16 protein-coding genes are annotated in these 19,654 nt (G+C 62.7%); 10 read left to right on the forward strand and 6 right to left on the reverse strand.

The annotated features are described in order from the left end of the window. The first annotated feature begins 71 nt into the window (after nucleotides 1-71). The gene (locus ABD919_RS08210; RefSeq protein ID WP_345235507.1) at nucleotides 72-1,190 is read left to right on the forward strand and encodes a Fic family protein; all 1,119 of its coding nucleotides are present in this window, start codon (nucleotides 72-74) and stop codon (nucleotides 1,188-1,190) included. A 221-nt stretch (nucleotides 1,191-1,411) separates the two neighbouring features. Here the strand turns inward: ABD919_RS08210 and ABD919_RS08215 are convergent, their stop codons facing one another. After that, entirely contained in the window at nucleotides 1,412-3,061 is a 1,650-nt protein-coding gene (locus ABD919_RS08215; RefSeq protein WP_345235508.1) for a vWA domain-containing protein, read from the reverse strand. An 827-nt stretch (nucleotides 3,062-3,888) separates the two neighbouring features. Continuing rightward, the gene (locus ABD919_RS08220; RefSeq protein WP_345235509.1) at nucleotides 3,889-4,860 is read right to left on the reverse strand and encodes a V-type ATP synthase subunit E family protein; all 972 of its coding nucleotides are present in this window, start codon (nucleotides 4,858-4,860) and stop codon (nucleotides 3,889-3,891) included. Between the two features lie 515 nt (nucleotides 4,861-5,375). On the opposite strand from ABD919_RS08220, the gene ABD919_RS08225 reads away from it, so the two are divergent. Then, a complete protein-coding gene (locus ABD919_RS08225) occupies nucleotides 5,376-5,903 on the forward strand; it encodes a ferritin (protein WP_345235510.1) in 528 nt (175 codons plus the stop codon). Nucleotides 5,904-6,023: 120 nt separating this feature from the next. On the opposite strand, the gene ABD919_RS08230 is transcribed toward ABD919_RS08225, so the two are convergent. Then, nucleotides 6,024-6,833 carry an outer membrane beta-barrel protein gene (locus tag ABD919_RS08230; protein WP_345235511.1) on the reverse strand — a complete coding sequence of 270 codons (810 nt, stop codon included), beginning with the start codon at nucleotides 6,831-6,833 and terminating at the stop codon, nucleotides 6,024-6,026. Nucleotides 6,834-7,010: 177 nt separating this feature from the next. Between ABD919_RS08230 and ABD919_RS08235 the strand changes: the two genes are divergently transcribed. Next, nucleotides 7,011-8,894, forward strand: coding sequence for an ABC transporter ATP-binding protein (locus tag ABD919_RS08235; RefSeq protein WP_345235512.1), 1,884 nt, complete (start codon nucleotides 7,011-7,013; stop codon nucleotides 8,892-8,894). 329 nt (nucleotides 8,895-9,223) lie between these two features. Then, nucleotides 9,224-9,844 (forward strand): DUF4136 domain-containing protein, encoded by a 621-nt coding sequence (locus tag ABD919_RS08240; protein WP_345235513.1) that lies wholly within the window; start codon nucleotides 9,224-9,226, stop codon nucleotides 9,842-9,844. Between the two features lie 92 nt (nucleotides 9,845-9,936). On the opposite strand, the gene ABD919_RS08245 is transcribed toward ABD919_RS08240, so the two are convergent. Both ABD919_RS08245 and ABD919_RS08250 read right to left on the reverse strand, forming a co-directional pair. Continuing rightward, the gene (locus ABD919_RS08245; protein ID WP_345235514.1) at nucleotides 9,937-10,923 is read right to left on the reverse strand and encodes an XdhC family protein; all 987 of its coding nucleotides are present in this window, start codon (nucleotides 10,921-10,923) and stop codon (nucleotides 9,937-9,939) included. Between the two features lie 249 nt (nucleotides 10,924-11,172). Continuing rightward, a complete protein-coding gene (locus ABD919_RS08250) occupies nucleotides 11,173-12,579 on the reverse strand; it encodes a urate hydroxylase PuuD (RefSeq protein WP_345235515.1) in 1,407 nt (468 codons plus the stop codon). A 226-nt stretch (nucleotides 12,580-12,805) separates the two neighbouring features. Between ABD919_RS08250 and allB the strand changes: the two genes are divergently transcribed. From allB to ABD919_RS08280, 6 genes are all read left to right on the forward strand, one after another. Further along, nucleotides 12,806-14,140 carry an allantoinase AllB gene (gene allB / locus ABD919_RS08255; protein ID WP_345235516.1) on the forward strand — a complete coding sequence of 445 codons (1,335 nt, stop codon included), beginning with the start codon at nucleotides 12,806-12,808 and terminating at the stop codon, nucleotides 14,138-14,140. 99 nt (nucleotides 14,141-14,239) lie between these two features. After that, nucleotides 14,240-15,481, forward strand: a complete 1,242-nt coding sequence (locus tag ABD919_RS08260; RefSeq protein ID WP_345235517.1) for an allantoate amidohydrolase — start codon at nucleotides 14,240-14,242, stop codon at nucleotides 15,479-15,481. A gap of 123 nt (nucleotides 15,482-15,604) precedes the next feature. Further along, a complete protein-coding gene (gene allE / locus ABD919_RS08265) occupies nucleotides 15,605-16,351 on the forward strand; it encodes a (S)-ureidoglycine aminohydrolase (protein WP_345235518.1) in 747 nt (248 codons plus the stop codon). A 91-nt stretch (nucleotides 16,352-16,442) separates the two neighbouring features. Further along, nucleotides 16,443-16,949, forward strand: coding sequence for a 2-oxo-4-hydroxy-4-carboxy-5-ureidoimidazoline decarboxylase (gene uraD, locus ABD919_RS08270; RefSeq protein WP_345235519.1), 507 nt, complete (start codon nucleotides 16,443-16,445; stop codon nucleotides 16,947-16,949). Next, a complete protein-coding gene (gene uraH, locus ABD919_RS08275; RefSeq protein ID WP_345235520.1) occupies nucleotides 16,946-17,284 on the forward strand; it encodes a hydroxyisourate hydrolase in 339 nt (112 codons plus the stop codon). The genes uraD and uraH overlap by 4 nt, the downstream gene beginning before the upstream one ends. 109 nt (nucleotides 17,285-17,393) lie before the next feature. Further along, on the forward strand, nucleotides 17,394-18,824 hold the full coding sequence (locus ABD919_RS08280) for a DUF6986 family protein (protein ID WP_345235521.1): 1,431 nt from the start codon (nucleotides 17,394-17,396) through the stop codon (nucleotides 18,822-18,824). A 136-nt stretch (nucleotides 18,825-18,960) separates the two neighbouring features. Here ABD919_RS08280 and ABD919_RS08285 read toward each other — a convergent pair whose 3' ends face one another. After that, nucleotides 18,961-19,458 (reverse strand): hypothetical protein, encoded by a 498-nt coding sequence (locus ABD919_RS08285; RefSeq protein WP_345235522.1) that lies wholly within the window; start codon nucleotides 19,456-19,458, stop codon nucleotides 18,961-18,963. Nucleotides 19,459-19,654: the final 196 nt, after the last annotated feature.

Consider the following 19,654-nt stretch of genomic DNA (forward strand, 5'->3'; position numbering starts at 1 on the left):
CTTTGGAGGCAATCTGGGAGTTTACCCGGACTCAGGCATGCGGAGAATAAGGGGTATATTCACCGCAAATTATGCGGAGAATAGGGTCGTACATTCATCAACATCCAGACTGGCCGGCCTTTCGGTGGGACCATGCCGCTTTGGAAGCGCTGCTTGGGAGCGTACGCTACCGGCAAGGGCACTTGCTGGGGCAGCTCGAGGCCGTGGGCGTAGACCTGCGGGCCGAAGCCACGCTGCGTACGCTTACGCTCGACGTACTCAAGTCGAGCGAAATTGAAGGTGAGCTGCTGCCGCCGGCCTCGGTGCGCTCCTCCATCGCCTGGCGCCTGGGCCTGGACCGGGCCGCGCTGCCAGCAGCCGACCGACGGGTGGAAGGAGTTGTGGCCATGCTGCTCGACGCCACCCAACAGGCCGCGGCCCCGCTGACGGACACGCGCCTGTTTGGCTGGCACCGCGCCTTGTTTCCTACCGGCTACAGCGGCCTCTACCCGGTAGAAGTCGGTGCTTGGCGTACAGGGCCCATGCAGGTGGTATCGGGGCCACTAGGCCGCGAGCGGGTGTACTACGAAGCGCCCCCGGCCGAGGCCCTGGACGCGCAGATGCAGCAGTTCCTGGCCTGGTTCAACGCCGACCAGGGCCTGGACCCGGTGCTGAAGGCCGGACTGGCCCACTTCTGGTTCGTGACGATTCACCCCTTCGACGACGGCAACGGGCGCATCGCCCGCGCCATCGCCGACCTGCAGTTGACCCGGGCCGACGGCAGCGGCCAGCGCTGCTACAGCCTGTCCGCACAAATCCAGGCCGAGCGCCAGGCCTACTACGACCTACTCGAAACCAGTCAGCGCGGCCCCTTGGACGTGACGCCCTGGCTGGAGTGGTTCCTGCAGTGCCTGGGGCGGGCCCTGCAGGCGGCCGAGCACACCCTGGCGCAGGTACTGGCCAAGGCCCGCTTCTGGGAGCGCCACCGGCTGACGCCTTTTTCTGAGCGGCAGCGGCAGCTGCTCACCCGCCTGCTCGACGGCTTCGAGGGCAAGCTCACCTCGTCGAAATGGGCGCGCATCGCGCACTGTTCGCAGGATACAGCCGGGCGCGACATGGCCGACCTGGTGGCAAAGGGCGTGCTGGAGCACGAGGGCGCCGGGGGGCGCAGCACCAGCTACCGCTTAGCACCTGAAACAGAAGGCCCTTAAGTCCTATTATCAGACAGCAAAAAAGTCCCGAGTGCGTGAGCAGTCGGGACTTTTCAACATTAACCTATGCCCCTTACGCCGGTAGCATAGCCCGGTGTGTGGCCATCTGACTGCTCACCTGCTCCGCGTCCACGTGGGGCAGGAAGCGGTCGGGGCCGGAGGCGTGGCGGTTGCGCTTGAGCAGGGCGGTGGCCGCACCAGTAGGGCTGTGGGTTATTGGGTTACCTCTCCGGTCCCGTAAGGACGCCAGTAGGGGAGGGGCCGCCCTCCCGCCCACCTGCCAGCATGGCCGCCTCCTGCACCAGCTGCTGGAACTCGCGGCGGGAACCGTCGGCGTCGGGGGCTTGGGTGTGGCGGGCCAGGGTGGCGGTGCTGGCCCAGGTGGCCGTGCCGGCATAGCGGGAGCGCCGCAGCAGCAGGCCGAACTGCGCCACGGCGGCGGCCCAGCGCAGGTTGTCCGAAGCCCCGGCGATGGGCTCGCCCAGGCGGACGCCGCGCACGGGCAGGCTCAGCAGCTGGCTGGGGCCGCCGGCGGGCTCCTGGTAGCGCAGCTTCACGGTGAGCAGCTCCGCGCCGGTGTTGGCCGTGCGGGTGGGCGCGGTGGTCTGGTACTTCAGGGCATCGACGGAGGTGTTGCCCGTGGGGGGCGCCCCGGCTGGCACCACCTCGTAGAGGGCCGTGACCTGCTGGCCCGCGCCGAGCTCGCCGGCGTCTTTGCGGTCGTCGTTGAAGTCTTCGGCGGCCAGCAGGCGGTTTTCGTAGCCCAGCAGGCGGTACTCGCGCACCAGGGCCGGGTTGAACTCCACCTGCACCTTCACGTCGCGGGCCAGGGTAAACAGCGTGCCGCCAAACTGCTGCACCAGCACCCGACGGGCCTCCTGCAGCTGGTCGATGTAGGCGTAGTTGCCGTTGCCCTGGTCGGCCAGCAGCTCCATCTTGCTGTCCTGCAGGTTGCCCGCGCCGAAGCCCAGCACCGAGAGAAACACGCCCGATTCCCGCTCCCGGGTGATGAGCCGCTCCATGTCGGCATCGCTCTGCTCGCCCACGTTGAAGTCGCCGTCGGTGGCCAGGATAATGCGGTTGTTGCTGCCCGGCCGCCGGTGCTGCCGCGCCAGCTCATAGGCCAGGCGCAGGCCGGCGCCTCCGGCCGTGGAGCCGCCGGCCTGCAGCTGGTCAAGAGCGTGCAGAATGGTTTTGGGCTCGGCCCCGGAGGTGGGGGGCAGCACCACGCCGGCCGCCCCGGCATACACCACGATGGCCACGTAGTCCTGGGGCCGCAGGGCCTCGCGCACCAGCAGGCGCAGCGACTCCTTCAGCAGGGGCAGCTTCTGGGGCTCGTCCATGGAGCCCGACACGTCGATGAGAAACACCAGGTTGGCCGGCGGCAGGCTCTCGGCCGCCACCTGCTTGCCCTGCACGCCCACCAGCACCAGCTGGTGGGCCGGGTTCCAGGGGCAGGCGGCCACCTCGGCATTCAGCGAGGCCGGGCCGCTGCGCGGCTGCGGGTACTGGTAGGGGAAGTAGTTCACCAGCTCCTCCAGGCGCACGGCATCGGGCGGGGGCAGCTGCCGGTCCTGGGTCAGGAAGCGGCGCACGTTGGCGTAGGAGGCCCGGTCTACGTCGATGGCGAAGGTGCTGAGGGGGTTTCGGGCGGCGGTCAGAAACGGGTTTTCGTGGATTACGGCGTAGCTCTCGCGGTTTTCCCGGGGCGGCTCCGCGGCCGCAGGAGCCGGCGTTTCGCCGGGCGCGGCGGCTTGCTCCGGTGCTTCGGTTACCACCAGGCTTTCGGTGGAATATTGTTGGTGGCAGGCGGGCAACAGGCACGCGCCTACCAGCAGCCCCCACAGGGGGCGCAAGTGGTGTAGCTTCATGACAAAAAGAAAAGGAAGGTGAAAAGCAGCCTCCATCACGCGCCCCGCCGCAAGTCGCGACCATTGCGAGGGGCGGGCCACAACCGGGATTTCTTCGCGACGAAAACCCGGCGGCGGCACCGTGGTCCGGGCGGCCGATGCGACGGCCCGGGGAGGCAAAAGCACAGGCAGCGCGGCCTGTGTCCCTCTATACCCGCCGGGCCGGGGAGGTAACCCACCGCCCGCCGAGGTACTTCCAATTCATAGCGGTGAGCGCCGTTTCCCCGCCAGCGCGAAGGCCGGCCCGGCGTGCTGACAGCCGGCCCTCACAGGTTAGCATGTCCTGCGCCCAGGCCTGCAGCGTTGAGCGGTTTCGCCGTCAGGGTACGCCGCTCAGTAGCGCGGACTTTTAGTCCGCGCTACGTACCGCACCCTGAAACGGCTCTAGGTTGGGCCTTGAGAGGTGTATTCCGCCGCACTGAACGGCCTTATACCACTTACGTAGTGCACTGTGCGAAAATCCAGGCGGATGTAGAGACGCAATATTTTGCGTCTCGTCGTTGAACGACCCGGCAGAACATCGCTGATGTTACCACCCCGCGCCATCATTGGCCAGCTGCGTAACAGCAGAGCAACGAAGAGCGGGTACCCAGTCTCAAGCTGATTCGCTACGTGAACGAGCGGGGCTCTTATTCCACCAGCAGGGGCGATACAGATATAACCTGGGTGCTGTGCAGGCTATGGGCATAAACACCAGGGGGCAAGCCTTTCGGCTGTAATTCGTGTGCCCGGCTGGCCCCGGTACCAACTCCGCTATGCCCACGGGTAGGCTGCCGGCCGCGCCGGGCTTAGCTGCTCTTCTTTGCCAGGAAGGTGGAGGTAGATTTATGCATGGTCTTTTGAGCGGCGGGCAGCCGGCCCAAGGTGCCAATGCGCGTTTCATAGCGCAGCATTTCCGAATTGACCCGGCTGAGACGGGCCTGCACTTCTTTCTGCAGCTTTTTGGGGTTGCTCTGAAGTGCCTGGTTGGAAGCATTGGCGCTGCTCAGCTCCTGAAATTCCAGGACGGCCTTGACCACGCCATCCCCGGCGATGAGCTTCTCGGCCATCCCAACTTCCTGCATGATTTGCCAGGCTGTCTGCTGGTTAAAGGTGCCTTTCTCCAGCAGTTCATCGACGCGGCTGCCCGTAAGCTGGGCGGGTGTCGGTGGGGGCGAGGCCAGGTCGAACCCCATCAAGCCGGTAGCCAGCGAAGCCAGGCTGTCGCTGTACGACTTAATTATCGCCGGGAGCTGGCTGCCTTCCTGCTTGCCCCACCACGCCTCCTCCATCAGCCGGGCAGTGATGCGGTCCAGGCTGTGCCGGGACGCGGGCGAGAGCGTGCGGGCCTCCATCGCCGTGGAGTACTGCCCCGGCAGGAACACGTCGCGGTAGTTTTTCACGGTGAGCAGCGTCAGCTGCCGCTGGTCTTCCTTCAGCTGCGCGGCCGCCTGCTGCGGGTTCTTGGCGGGGCGTTCCTCGCGCTTGCGCTGCTGCTCCTGGGCCAGGCGCGTGAGCTGCTCATTGGCTTCCTGCTCCGCCTTTTGCTGATTGGCCTGGGCCTGCAGCTTGTCCTCGGCGTTAGCCGGCGGCATACCGGGCACTGACCGGTTCTTTTGCAGCTGCCGCATCTGGAAGTCCTGCGTCCGCTGGTTCATCGAGCGGTTGAAGTGGTCGCGGGACTGTTGGTTCTGCTGCATGGTGGGGCCCATGTAGGTGCGGCCAAACTGCGCGAAGGAGTGAAGCGGCAGGAGAAGAAAAAGGAGTAGAGAAGGTTTCAAGGCGCCGGCGATAAAAGGAGGTGGATAACTGAGCTCTGAAATTGCGAGTTGCTGGAAGCTCAAAGCAAGTTAGGGCTTTTTTACTGCTATGCCGCCGCTGACTTTTCTGGCCCCCTGCGCCAGCTCCGCCCGTCGGTCCCCGGCGGAGCCCAGCGGGCCAGGCTAGGCCGCAGCTTAGAGCGGTTGCCCTGTCCTTGTACATGTCACCTGTCTCCCCGCCCCCTTCGGATTCTGCGCATCAAGCGGCGTGGGTTGGGGTGGGGTTGAACAGCTGGAGCTCTGTACACGGTTTCGGGCCGCTGCATAAAAGGCGGGGAAGGCAATAAGAGCCCGCGAATCAGCAAGCAAATGAGGGCGGGAGCGTGGGCCCAGGCAGGCGGCGCCTTACGAAGGCCGGCAAGGAAGCGGCGAAAGGGTAGCGGGCTTTGGCCCTGGCAAGTCCCGGTTGCTTACTTTGCATGACGCGCAGCACCCGGCTGCTTCATCGACTCACCACCGTTTTTGCTTACCCGCCCATGCTTACCTCCGCCATTAAAGACGCCCTCAACCAACAGATTGCCATGGAAGCCGAGTCCTCGCAGGCCTACCTGGCCATGGCCTCCTGGGCCGAAATCCAGCCGGGGCTCGACGGCGTGACCAACTTCTTCTACCAGCAAAGCAACGAGGAGCGGGTGCACATGCTCAAGCTGATTCGCTACGTGAACGAGCGCGGCGGCTTTGCCGTGGTGCCGGCCCTGCCCCAGCCGGTAATCACCTTTCAGTCGCTGCAGCGGGTGTTTCAGGACTTTCTGCGCCACGAGATGGCCGTGTCGGCCAGCATCAACGAGCTGGTGGGGCTGGCTTTGCAGGAGCGGGATTTTGCCACCCACAACTTCCTGCAGTGGTACGTGTCGGAGCAGCTGGAGGAAGAGGCCCTGGCCCGCACCCTCAACGACAAGCTGGAGCTGGTGGGCGACGATAAGAGCGGCATCTACATGTTCGACAAAGACATTCTGCTGTTCCGCGGCCACGCCAATCCCGGCAATACCCCCGCGGCGGGCTAGCCAACAGCGCCACTTCCTTAAATAATCGGCACAAAGCCCACTCCCGGGCTCACAGAAGCAGTGCCGCACTTGTTAAAGGCTCGTCGTTGGGAGCAGCTGGGCGGCCGTCGGCCCAGCTCTTCAGGGCCGGTTTGAGAGCGGCAGTAAGTAGGCGAACGATACCACAACGGCCTGGGTAGAGTACTTGGGCGGCTCGGTGGTGTACACGCCGGCACTGCTGCCGTTTTCAATCCTCGAGCCTACGCCCAGGTTGTTTAGCCCGTGGCTGTAGCTGGCTCGCACCAGCGCTTTGCCGAAGCTGTATCCCACGCCCACTTGCAATCCAACGTCCTGTGAACGTGACGAATACGAGTCGAGGGAGTGGCCTAGGGAGGGGTCGGTGGCGGCCGGGTCGTTGGAGGTGGCGCGGTATTGTTCGCTGCCGGCTACCGGTACCTTGCCTTCAACAACGTATGTCTGGCGCCGATAGCCGGCGTACGTGTTGCGGAATGTGTAATTGCCGCCCAGCAGCAGGCCCAGGTAAGGGCCCGCAAACACCTGCCATCCCTGGCCGGAAGCCTGCAGGCTATAAGCTGCCAGCAGCGACGTGCACAGGTAGTTCAGGCGCAGGCGCTCGCTGGTGACCGCGTTGTAGGTGGCGCTGGAATAGTTGTCGTCCACCCGAAAGCCGCGCTGCGCAAAAAGCACCGTGGGCTGCAGCTGGAAATGGCCAAAGCTCAGAACCGAGGCGAAGCCCGCTTCAAACCCCGCCAGGTAGCGCGTTTGGTAAGCCCGGCCGGAGCTGGAGTAGTTGCCGTAGCCGTAGTAAGACGAGAAGCTGCTAACGGCACCTACCTGCGGCCCTACGCTAATCTGTACCTGGGCCTGGGCCGTGTGGGCAAATGCCAGGCCCGCAGGCAGCAGCAGCAGGGAAATGGGGAAGCGGCGCATAGACTGTCGGAAGAGAGTGTGAACAAGGAACGCCCGAAAGTGGGCCTTGCTGGCAGCAGTCGCTGCCTGGCAGCAAGGCAACGGCCAAACGTTAGCTATACAAAGTAATCAGATTTTGCTTTGCTGCCAAAAAGGCTGTTCCCTCATCCCGGCCCCAAGCTTGCGCGTACCCTGGCAATGCTTGACTTTCTGAAATCTATCTCGGCCAAAAAACCTAAAAGCCGGCTCGACCCTGACAAGCCGGCCGTAAGCGTGCGCGAACGGGTGTCGGCGCTACGTCACCTGCCGGCTTTCCTGCAGCTTATCTGGCGCACCAGCCCGGCGCTGTCGCTGGCCAACATTGGGCTACGGCTCCTACGGGCGGGGCTGCCGCTGGCCCAGCTTTATGTGGCCCGCCTTATTCTCGACAGCGTGCTGGCGCTTACCCGCCTGCCGGCTGAGCAGCGTGCCCTGGCGCCCTTGTTTACCCTGGTGGCGCTGGAGTTTGGGCTGGTGCTGCTGGCCGACGCCCTGGGCCGCGGCGTGGCCCTGCTCGACTCGCTGCTCGGCGACTTGTTTGCCAACCAGTCGTCTATCCGCCTCATGGCGCACGCTGCCGAGCTCGACCTCGACCAGTTTGAAGACAGCACCTTCTACGACAAGCTGGAGCGTGCCCGGCGCCAAACCCTGTCGCGCACCGTGCTGATGAGCCAGGTGCTGAGCCAGGGGCAGGACCTGGTAACGCTGGTGCTGCTGGCGGCCGGGCTGGTGGCGTTTCAGCCCTGGCTGCTGGGGCTGCTGCTGCTGGCCGTGGTACCCGCTTTCCTCGGCGAGTCGCACTTCAACGAGCGCAGCTACTCCCTCTCGCACTCCTGGACGCCCGAGCGCCGCGAGCTGGACTACCTCCGCCAAACCGGCGCCTCCGACGAAACGGCCAAGGAGGTGAAGATTTTTGGGCTCTCCGGCTTCCTCATCGACCGGTTTCGCACCCTTTCCGACGACTTTTACCGCCAAAACAAGTCCCTGGCTTTGCGCCGCGCCGGCTGGGGTGCCGTGTTTGCAGCCGTGGGCGCAGCCGGGTACTACGGCGCCTACGTCTACATTCTGGCCCGCACCGTGAGCGGCAGCATCAGCATCGGGCAGCTCACGTTTCTGGCCGGCTCCTTTGCCCGGCTCCGTGCCCTGCTCGAAGGCATTCTCAGCCGCTTCAGCTCCGTGGCCGACGGCGCCTTGTATCTGCAGGATTTCTTCGATTTCTTTGCCTTGAAGCCGCGCATTACCAGGCCCATCGAAGGCAGTGCCCACACCCGGCCTTTCCCCCGGCCCATTCAGCGCGGCTTCCAGTTTGAAAACGTCGGGTTTCAGTACAAAAATGGTACAAAATGGGCCATTCGCAATCTGTCTTTTGAGCTGAAAGCTGGCGAAAAGCTGGCGCTGGTGGGGGAGAACGGCGCCGGCAAAACCACGCTGGTAAAGCTGCTGGCCCGGCTCTACGACCCCAGCGAAGGGCGCATCCTGCTCGACGGGCACGACCTGCGCGAGTACGACCCGGCCGAGCTGCGCCAGGAAATCGGCGTCATCTTCCAGGACTTCGTGCGCTTCCAGCTGCCGGCGGGCCAGAACCTGGCCGTGGGCCGCATCGCCGAGCGCCACAACCAGGCCCGCATCGAAGCCGCCGCCGCCCAGAGCCTGGCCGATACCGTGATTCAGAAGCTGCCGGGTGGCTACGAGCAGATGATAGGCCGGCGCTTCAACGGGGGCGTGGACCTGAGCGGGGGCGAGTGGCAGAAAATTGCCCTGGGCCGGGCCTACATGCGCGAAGCCCAGCTGCTGATTCTGGACGAGCCCACCGCTGCCCTCGACGCCCGCGCCGAGCACGAGGTGTTCCAGCGCTTCGCCGAGCTCACCCAGGGCAAAACCGCCGTGCTCATCAGCCACCGCTTCAGCACCGTGCGCATGGCCGACCGCATCCTGGTAATCGAAAACGGGCAGTTCGTCGAAATCGGCTCCCACGAGGAGCTGCTCGACAAAGGCGGCCGCTACGCCGAGCTGTTTCAGCTGCAGGCCGCCGGCTACCGGTAGGGGCGTGGGCTAAAAGGGCGCTCACCCAAGTTGCGGAACTGATTAATGGCGCGGGGCTCTGCCCCGTGTCTACTATGAGCTACCAGCACGGGGGAAGGAAAGTGAAACGCTCGTGGCCGGGCCTGTGCGCGAGGTGCTGCTACTCGCTATAGGCAGCGGCTGTGCCAGCCCGTTTGTGCTGCCGGAAACCGGGTGCCGTCACCGCAAAAACCCACCAGGATGCTACCCAGCCGCATTAAGTAAATTAATGGGCTAACCCCCTGCAGAACAGCCAACCGGAGTTGATTATTTTTCGTAAGTTGACCCCTACGACCGATACCTCCTCCGTTATGAAACAAGCATTACACCTCTTACTGCTTACATTATTTGTTGGCTCCGGAATTAGTGGCTGCATGACCTTGTCGGAAGCCCGGGTTGAGTCGGACTACAGCTACAGCGGCAAGTTTCACCGCTACCGGACCTTCGAGTTTATGCAAGGCCCCGGTCTGGCCTCCGACAGTAGCGAAGTGGGCAAGGTACTGCGCGAGGCCATTCATACCCGGCTGCGCCAGCAAGGCTACCGCCCGGCGGCCAGCGGCAAGCCCGACCTGCTGGTAAACTTTCAGCTTTTTGCCGGCAACATCCGCCTGCGGGGCTACGAGCAGCAGTCGCTGGAAGAGTGGATAAAACGCGGCTACGAAGACGATGAGTACACCCCCGAGCGCATGCGCCAGACATATCAGCCGGTGAACATGCTGATGTCGGACGGCACCCTGATGGTAACGCTGATTGATGCCCGCAACCAGCGGGCCGTGTGGAACGGCTACGCCTCCGGGGTGGAAGTGCCCAACGGCATCTCCATGGACCTGCTGCTGCGCCGCACGGTGCGCTCCATCTTCGACAACTACCGCGTATTTACCGAAGGCTACCTGATGACGCCGCAGGAAGCCCGGAGCGGGGGGAGAGATTAGGTGCTGGGCTGTAACGCGGAATCCCATTCCGCGAATCCTGGGTTTGCCCGGCAGCGCGGAATGAAATTCCGCGTTACAAACTATGGAACCACTTAAAAAGCGGCGTTGCGCACGCCGATAATCTCGGCGGCTACGCTCACCGCTATTTCCTCGGGGGTCTTGCTGTTGATGCTAATGCCAATGGGCCCGCGCAGGGCAGCCAGGCTGGCATCGGAAAACCCCTCTTCGCGCAGTACGCGGCGCAGTTCGGCAATTTTGGCCTGGCTGCCCATCACGCCCAGGTAGCGGTAGGGCTGGCCCTCCCGGGTACGACCCAGCAGTTGGCGCAGGGCCTGGGTGTCGGTGCGGTAGCCCACGGTCATCACAACTACGTAGTGCTGCGGGTGGGCCGCAACTTCCGCGGCCAGATGGTCATAGCTGACTACGCGCCGGTGATGGGCATAGGTGTTGGCTTCCAGCGTGGGCAGCTCGGCCCGGTCGTCGAGCACGGTCAGCTCAAAATCGAGCAAAGCCAGCACCCGCGACAAGGCCAGGCTGACGTGCCCGCCGCCCACGATGGTAACCTGCTCGCGAAAGCCCAGCTGCTCGCGGTAAAGCCAGTCGGGCCCGGGCTGATAAACGTAGAAAGTAGGCAGAGACTGGTTTGGCAGCACCCGTAGTCCGGTGGCCGCGCTCAGCTCAACATATCCGCCGGATAGGGTCAGCAGCGCATTGACAACCAGCGAAATGCTGCCCAGGTCAGCCGCTGTGAGGGGCAGCAGCAGCACGTCCTGCTCGCCCGAGCACATCATGCCCGAGCGGTCGGCCGGAGCCTCCCGGCGATGAATCTGCGGGCGCAGCAGGGCGCTGCTGTCGCCGGTGCGCAGGCGCTGCCGGGCCAGCTCCACAAACTTATGCTCCATGATGCCCCCCCCAATAGAGCCGGCCGTTTCGTCCGGCGTCACCACCATCTTAAAGCCCTGCCGGCCAGGGCTGCTGCCCTCGCTGCGCAGCACGCACAGCAGCGCCACGGGCACACCCGTCCGCAAGCTGGCCAAAGCCAGCTGCCAAACAGGTAAGTCGCGGGGAGTGGCGGGCATGGGTTGGTTACTGGTTTCTTGGTTCCGGTTTCTCGTTGCTGTTTAGAAAGGCGTTAGAACGTCATGCTGAGCGCAGCGCAGCGTAGTCGAAGCATCTTGCCAGGGGAAGTAATTCTTGTGAATGGGTTTACTCTCGTGGTAGAGATGCTTCGACTTTGCTCAGCATGACGTTCTATAGGTATGTTTTGACTTCCTAAATAGCTTCCTCGTTAGAACAACAACTAGAAACCAGCAACCAGAAACAAGAAACTACTTCACCCCGCCTTGCTCAATCCAGCAGCGAATCATGTCCCGCTCCTCGTCGGTCATGTCGGTTTTGTTGTTCTGGGGCATGGTCTTGGTCACCACCACGCGCTGCATGATTTGGTCTTTGCGGCGCACGATGTCGTCGGGCGAGTCGAAGGCCACGCCGTTGGGCGGCGACTTAAAGATGTCGTCGGTGGGCCTGGCCGAGTGGCACTGCACGCAGCGGCGCTGCATAATCTGGTTTACCTGGGTCAGGCTTACCTGCTCGGTGCAGGTGGAGGCAGCGCCGGCGGCCTGGTTTTTGGGGGCCGTTACGAAAGCCACCGCCAGCAGCAGGGCGGCCGAGGCGGGCAGCACCCACACGCTGGTCTGGTGCTTTTCGCGCAGGTTAAGCCAGTGCTTCACGCCGGCCGTGCCCAGCGAGATAGCGGCCAGCACGGCCCAGGGAAAGGCGTTGCTGAAGGTGCTGGGGAAGTGGTTGCTCACCATCACAAACAGCACGGGCAGGGTGAGGTAGTTGTTGTGCAGGGAGCGCTGCAGGGCATTCTTGCCCAGGGTAGGGTCGAGGGGCTGGCCCAGGGTGGCGGCCTTCACCATGGCCTTCTGGGCCGGGATGATGATGAAAAACACGTTGGCCACCATGAGCGTGCCCAGCATGGCGCCGAAGTGAATGTAGGCGGCCCGGCCGCTGAACACCTGGCAGTAGAACCAGGCAAAAACGGTGGCAATGGCAAAGCCGATAACGGCAAACCAGGGCCCTTTTTTCAGCCAGGCGGTTTCGCACAGCACGTGGTAGATGGCCAGCGCTACCGCAAACGAGCCCACGCCAATGGCCACCCCCGTGAGCGGGCTGATGTCCAGCACCCGCGGGTCGATGAGCATGGAGCTGGCGTTGAAGTAGTACACGACAATCAGCAGGCTGAAGCCGGTAAGCCAGGTGAAGTAGGCCTCGTACTTAAACCAGTGCAGGTCGCGCGGTATCTCCTTGGGTGCCAGCTTGTACTTTTCGAGGTAGTAGAAGCCGCCGCCGTGCACGGCCCAGAGGTTGCCGGCCAGCTCTTCGCGCACGTTGTGGGTGCGGTTGAGGGCATTTTCCAGGAACACGAAGTAGAACGAGGCCCCAATCCAGGCGATGCCGAAGGTGATGTGCATCAGGCGCACCACGATGTTGAGCCACTCCATGAGGTGGCCTTCCCAGGCGCTGCCCTGAATGTACACGTAGAACACCCCCAGCACGTAGAACACCGTGAGCAGGATGAGGACGTAGGAAAAGCCCTGAATGGTGAAGCCGCTGTTGCCCAGCTCCCCGCCGTTGGGGCGGGTTTGGGCGAAGCGCTGCATGAAGAAGATGACGCCGAGCAGCAGGCCCAGCACGGCCAGCAGGATGAAGGCGATTAGAAATGGCATCATAAAGAAGAACTCAGTAGTCGGTAGGAAGTAGCTAGATAAGGTTGGTTTCAGGGGAAAAATCAACCGGACTGCCGAGCTGTCGTCCGGCTGTTCAGGCCCGACGCCAGCAAGGCGGTGGTATTACCAAAGACTTTCCAGACTTTTGCAGTCCTTTTTTAAATGATGCCCGCCAGAACTGAAGCTGGCGCTGGAAAAAGGCCACGAATTTACTACAAAACTCCCCCTTATGTCCACATTAGCTCTGCAAAGCCGGCGCGTGCTGCTGCCCGATGGCGAACAGCCCGCCCTGCTGCTGCTCGAAAACGGCCGCATTGCCGACATCCTGCCCCACGGCAGCGCCGTGCGCGCCGAGCTGCTCGACGTGGACGACCGCGCCATCCTGCCCGGCGTGGTCGACCCCCACGTGCACATCAACGAGCCGGGGCGCACCGACTGGGAAGGCTTCGACACGGCTACCCGGGCCGCCCTTGCCGGGGGGCTGACCACGCTGGTGGATATGCCGCTGAACTCGGCGCCGGTGACAACTTCGGTAGCGAATTTTCAGGTAAAGCTGGAAGCTACGCGGGGGCAGCTGCACACCCACTGCGGCTTCTGGGGCGGCATCGTGCCGGGCAATGCTGCCGAGGTAGAAGGCCTGATTGCCGCCGGCATACTCGGCTTCAAGGCTTTTCTGACGCACTCCGGCATCGATGACTTTCCCAATGCCACGGAAGACGACCTGCGGCAGGTAATGCCCATCCTGGCCCGGCACGGGCTGCCCCTGCTGGTGCACTGCGAGCTCAGCCAGGACGACGACAGCTGGAAGCAGAACGACCACCGCTCGTACCCCAACTACCTGGCCTCGCGGCCCAAAAGCTGGGAAGACGAGGCCATTGCGCTGATGATTCGGCTCTGCGAGGAGTTCCGCTGCCCGGTGCACATCGTGCACCTTTCCTCGGCCAACTCCATCGGCCCCATTGCCGAAGCCAAGGCCAAGGGCCTGCCGCTGACTGTGGAAACCGGGCAGCACTACCTGTTCTTCAACGCCGAAGACATTGCCGACGGGCAGACGCAGTTCAAGTGCGCGCCGCCCATCCGGGAGCGGGCCAACAACGAGCAGCTCTGGGCGGCCCTGCAGCAAGGTATCATCGACTTTGTGGCCACCGACCACTCGCCCGCGCCGCCCGACCTCAAGCAGCTGGAAAGCGGCGACTTCACCACGGCCTGGGGCGGCATTGCCTCCCTGCAGCTGGCCCTGCCGGTGCTGTGGACCGCCGCCCGGCAGCGCGGCGCCACCCTTTCTGACCTCACGCGCTGGCTGTGCGAAAACCCCGCGAAGCTGGCCGGCCTGGGCCAGCGCAAGGGCCGCATCGCCGTAGGCCACGACGCCGACCTGCTGGTGCTGAACCCCGACGCCTCGTTTGAGGTGACCCCGGACATGGTGCAGCACAAACACAAGGTGTCGCCTTACCTTTACCGGCAGCTGTACGGCGTAGTGGAGCAGACTTTCCTGCTGGGAAAGCAAGTGTACCAGCGCCCCGCCTTCACCCAGCTTAATCAGGGCGAAATTATTACCCGCTAAGGCGGGGCAGTTGTCAGTTGTTCGTTGTCAGGCTGTTCTGATAAAGCTGGCTCCAGAACATCACTGACAACTGACAACCAACAACTGACAACTAAAAGGATGCAGGACTACATTAGCCGGGCCGAAAAGGTCATGCAGCGCATCGAGCAGCTGGCTGCCATCAGCGAAGATGCCGAGGGCGTGACGCGCACCTTTGGCACGGACGCTTTTTTGCGGGGGCGCGACCTGGTGCAGTCGTGGATGGAAGCCGCTGGCTTATCCACGCGCACCGACAGCATCGGCAACCTCTGCGCCCGCCTCAGCAGCCGGAATCCGGCGGCTAAAACCTTCGTCATTGCCTCCCACATCGACACGGTGGTGAATGCCGGCAAGTTCGACGGGCCCCTGGGCGTACTCATGGGCCTGGATTTGCTGGAGCAGCTGGCGCAACAAACTACGGACCTGCCCTTTCACCTGGAGCTGATTGCCTTCAGCGACGAAGAGGGCGTGCGCTTCCACAGCACTTACCTGGGCAGCAAGGTAGTGGCTGGCTCCTTCGACCCTAGTCTGTTGGACCGGGCCGATGCCCAGGGCATTACCCTGGCCCAGGCCCTGGCGAAAATGGGCGCCGACGCCCGCCGGCTGGCGCAGGACGCCATTCCGGCCGAGCAGTGGCTGGGCTACTTTGAAGCCCACATCGAGCAGGGACCGGTGCTGTGGGAGCGGCACATTCCCGTGGCTGTGGTGACGGCCATTGCCGGGCAGCAGCGCGTGGAGCTGCAGTGGCGCGGCATGGCCGGGCACGCCGGCACCGTGCCCATGGACATGCGCCAGGATGCCCTCTGCGCCGCCGCCGAGTTCGTGCTGGCCGCCGAGCAGTTCGGGCAGGCCAACAAGGAAAAGATTGTGGCCACGGTGGGCAAGCTGCAGGTAAGCCACGCCGCCAGCAACGTCATCCCCGGCGAGGTAATCTGCAGCCTCGACCTGCGCAGCGCCGACGCCGCGCGTCTGGCCTCTGCCTACGAGGAGCTGCGGCAGCTGGCCCAGAGCATTGCCAGCCGGCGCCGCGTGCAGCTCGGCTGGAACGCGGTGCAGCAAACCGCGCCCGTGGCCTGCGCCCCGGCCCTAAGCCAGCAGCTAAGCCAGGCTATTGCCGGGGCCGGCCACGAGGTTGTAGAGCTGGTGAGCGGCGCCGGCCACGACGCCGTGCCCATCTCGGCCGTGGCCCCGGTTACCATGCTGTTTATTCGCTGCTACAAAGGCATCAGCCACAATCCCCTGGAAAACGTGGAGCTGGCCGATTTGGCCGCCGCCATCGAAGTATCCGAACGGTTTTTGATGGAATTAAAAATTAATAATTAAGAATTAAAAATTGGGCCAGGTAAGCTTTTGTAATCAGCTTGTTGCTTCGAGTTTAATTAGCCCTCATTTTTAAAATTCTGCTTCTGCTTTTTAATTTTTAATTCAAAAATTTTAATTCAACAAATGGAAATTTCCGCACTCACCCGCTCCGTCGTTACCCGCAACCATGCCATCATTGCGCCCGATGGCTACATCAACAGCAACGTGCCGGGCTGGACGGGCTGCACCACCAACGTCATCATCAACGAGCAGATGGGGGCCCGCCTCTGTCAGACCATCATCACGCTGACGGCGGCCGGCCGCCTGCAGGGACAGACCAAGGCCTCACAGATTTTCTTTTACGTGGTGCAGGGGCAGATTACGGTGGCGGCCGGCGGGCAGGAAAAGACCTTGCAGACGGGGCAGTTCGTGTACGTGCCCGTGGGCAGCGACTACCTGTTTACCAACCCCGGCGAAGGCACGCAGCTGCTGACCTTCCACAAGGTGTACGAGCCGCTGGAGGGCCACGCCACGCCGGGCCTGCTGTTTGGCGAGAAAGACGACAGCAAGGCGCCGGTGTACATGAACGACGAGGCTCTGCGCATTCAGGAGCTGCTGCCCAACGAGCTGGGCTTCGACATTGCCGTGAACATCTTCACCTACCAGCCCGGCGGCCGCCTGCCCATGGTGGAAACGCACATCATGGAGCACGGCCTGCTCTACCTGCAGGGCGAGGCCATCTACATGCTCGACCAGCAGTGGTACCCTGTGAAAAAAGGCGACTCCATCTGGATGGCGCCCTACTGTCAGCAGTGGGCCGCCAGCATCGGCAAAGAGCCTTCCGTGTACATCTATTACAAGAATGTAAACCGCTTCCCGACGGTGCTGTAATGCGGACTCTGCGAGTCCGCGCGTATGCCGTATTCCCGATGCGCACCTATTTGCGTTCAAATCGCGGACTCTCAGAGTCCGCGCTACTGCTATGACCCTGCAACAACTAAACACTCTGCCTAAACCGGCTTTGGCCGAAGAATTAACCAAGTGCTGCGGCGCTACAAACTGGGTTAATTCCATGTGCGAGATATTTCCGGTAGCCGACGAGCAAACCTTATTTGATAAGGCCAAAGCCATCTGGTATAATTTGTCGGAAGCCGACTGGCGCGAAGCCTTTACGCACCACCCGAAAATTGGCGACGTCAATTCCCTGAAGGAGAAGTTTGCCAGCACCAGCAAATGGGCCGAAGGGGAGCAGGGCGCCGTAAAGCAGGCCGGGCAGCAAACCCTGGAAGACTTGGCCAAAGGCAATGAAGCATACGAGCAGAAGTTCGGCTACATCTTCATTGTGTGCGCTACCGGAAAAACGGCCGAAGAAATGCTGGAGCTGCTGCAGACGCGGCTGCCAAATTCACCCGAAGAAGAAATTAAAATTGCCATGGGCGAGCAGGATAAAATAACCCGTATTCGCCTCGAAAAACTACTTGCCGCATGAGCCAAATAACCACTCATATTCTGGATACCACCAAGGGCAAGCCCGCGGCCGACGTAGCCATTGCCTTGTTTGCCCAGGATGGCGACGACTGGCAGGAAATTGCCCACGGCATCACCAATCAGGACGGGCGTATTCCCAACCTGCTGGCCGGCGGCATTCAGCTGTCGCGGGGCGTTTACAAGATGAAGTTCTTCACCAAGGAATATTTCCAGCGCGAGGGCACCGCCGCCTTTTATCCCTTCGTGGAAATCTGCTTCGAAATAGCCAGCACCGAGCACTACCACGTACCGCTGCTGCTGAACCCCTTTGGCTACTCCACCTACCGTGGCTCCTGATTTTTATGGTTGTCAGTTGTTCGTTGTCAGTTGTCAGGTCGTTCTGGCAAAGCTGACGTCAGAACAACCCTGACAACTGACAACGAACAACTGACAACTAAATTCCCACATGAAACTCAGCTTACAAGATTCCGATAAATCCGCCGTGCTCGACGAGTTGGGCATGGCCAACCTGCGCTTCCAGAAGATTTATCCCGGCGACCGGCCCGACCGGCAGCCGGTACACACCGTGTACGGCGGCGCCAACCTGTTCAAGGCCGATACCTGCGTGCGCATGGGCGACATTGCCCTCAACAACCTGCGCACCTACGCGCCCAACTTTGTGGAGCTGGCCCGCGTGCTGCAGCTGAAAAACTACGAGCACCTGCCCGTGCTTGAAAAAGACGTGGCTGAGCTGACCGAAAAGCTTGATGCCATGAGCCCGGAGCAGCGCAAGCAGGAGCCGGCCTGGCTGGCTTACTCGGTGTACAACAAGATTGTGAGCAAGCTGCAGCGCGAAGCCGTAGAAGACTTCCGCATCGACTTCGAAGACGGCTTCGGCAACCGCCCCGACGCTGAGGAAGACGAAACCGCCGTACGGGCCGCCAAAGAAACGGCCAAAGGCATGGACCAGGGTACCCTGTCGCCCTTCATCGGCATCCGCATCAAGCCCTTCACTGAGGACTTAAAGCAGCGCGGCGTGCGCACGCTCGACATCTTCCTGACCACGCTGCTGGCCGAAACCGGCGGCCGCCTGCCCGACAACTTCGTGGTGATGCTGCCCAAGGTGACCATTCCCGAGCAGATGACGGCCATGGTGCGCCTGTTTGAGCTGCTGGAAAAAGCCAACAACCTGGCCCCCGGCACCCTGAAGATGGAAACCATGGTGGAGGCTACCCAGATTGTGATGGACGACGAAGGCCGCAACCCGCTCATGCGCATCATCCGCGCCAGCGAGGGCCGCTGCATTGCCGCCCACTTCGGCACCTACGACTACACAGCTTCCTGCAACATCACGGCCAAGTACCAGACCATGGCCCACCCCGTGTGCGACTTCGCCCACCACATGACCAAGGTGGCCCTGGGCGGCACCGGCATCTTCCTCTCCGACGGGGCTACCAATGTGATGCCCATCGGCCCGCACCGCGGCGACAACCTGAGCTACGCCCAGCTGCGCGAAAACCAGGAGAGCGTGCACAACGCCTGGCGCCAGGCTTTCCACCACACCACGCACTCCCTTATCAATGGCCGCTACCAGGGCTGGGACCTTAACCCTGCCCAGCTACCCATGCGCTACGCCGCCACCTACAACTTCTTCCTGAGCAGCTACGACGACGCCGTGCACCGCCTCAAAACCTTCGTGGAGCGCGCCGCCATCTCCACCCTCACCGGCGACATCTTCGACGATGCCGCCACCGGCCAGGGCCTGCTCAACTTCTTCCTCAAGGCCCTGAACTGCGGCGCAATCACGGAGGAGGAAATCGAAGCGACCGGCCTCACCCGTGAGGAAATCAACACCCGCTCGTTCTACCGCATTCTGGAAGGACGGCGCGGGCGGTAAACCTCACCCCCGGCCCCTCTCCGCAGGAGAGGGGAGCCTGAGGATTTTCAACAAAAAGAGCCCATTGCTGCATGCAATGGGCTCTTTTTATTAGTGTCTGCACGCCAGCAAGCAAGGCGGCAAGTCGTTGCCCGCTCTACAGCCAGGCGGCGCTCAGGGCGTACGACACGGCCATGACCCCCGAGAAGACGGCGCTGGCCACAAAGCGCCGGCTGGTGGTCACGCGGTTCTGGATGTAGTAGTTGGCTACCAGCGAAACCGGGGCATTCAGCAGGAAGGAGCGGCCGGCTGCGGGCAGCAGGGCCAGGGAGAGCGTTTCGGCGGCACCCCCGAACACGCCCAGAAACACATAGTGCCGGGCAATCCAGAGCGGGTTGAAGTAGAGAAGCGTGAGGGCCGCGCGGCTGGTTTTGCGCAGCTGGCTGCCTTCGGCGCGGGCCGGCACCCGCGCGTCGAGCCAGCGGAAATAAGCGGGTACCTCCGTGGAGTAGAGCAAGCCGCCCACCAGGGCCATGCCCAGCAGCCGCAGCAAGCTAAACTGGTGCAGCAAAAGCGCGGCGGCGGTGTCGCCAGCGGCATAAATCAGAAAGCCTTGTATGTGGGTACCGAGGGGAATGGAGCGGGTAAGTTGCAAGTAGAAGAGGGGTTCGTAAAAATCGGGGTGCAAAATTACGAAAACCAATTCCGGCATCATAGGGCCGGCGAAAGAAAACGGCGGGTGGCGTTGAGAAGCCCGCTCCGGCTACCTCATCGCCGCTACCGGCCAGGGCCTCCTTAGCTTCTCCCTCAAGGCCCTGAACTGCGGCGCTATCACGTAGGAAGAAATCGAA

Origin of the sequence: Hymenobacter saemangeumensis (assembly GCF_039541835.1) — a bacterium.
GTDB lineage: Bacteria > Bacteroidota > Bacteroidia > Cytophagales > Hymenobacteraceae > Hymenobacter > Hymenobacter saemangeumensis.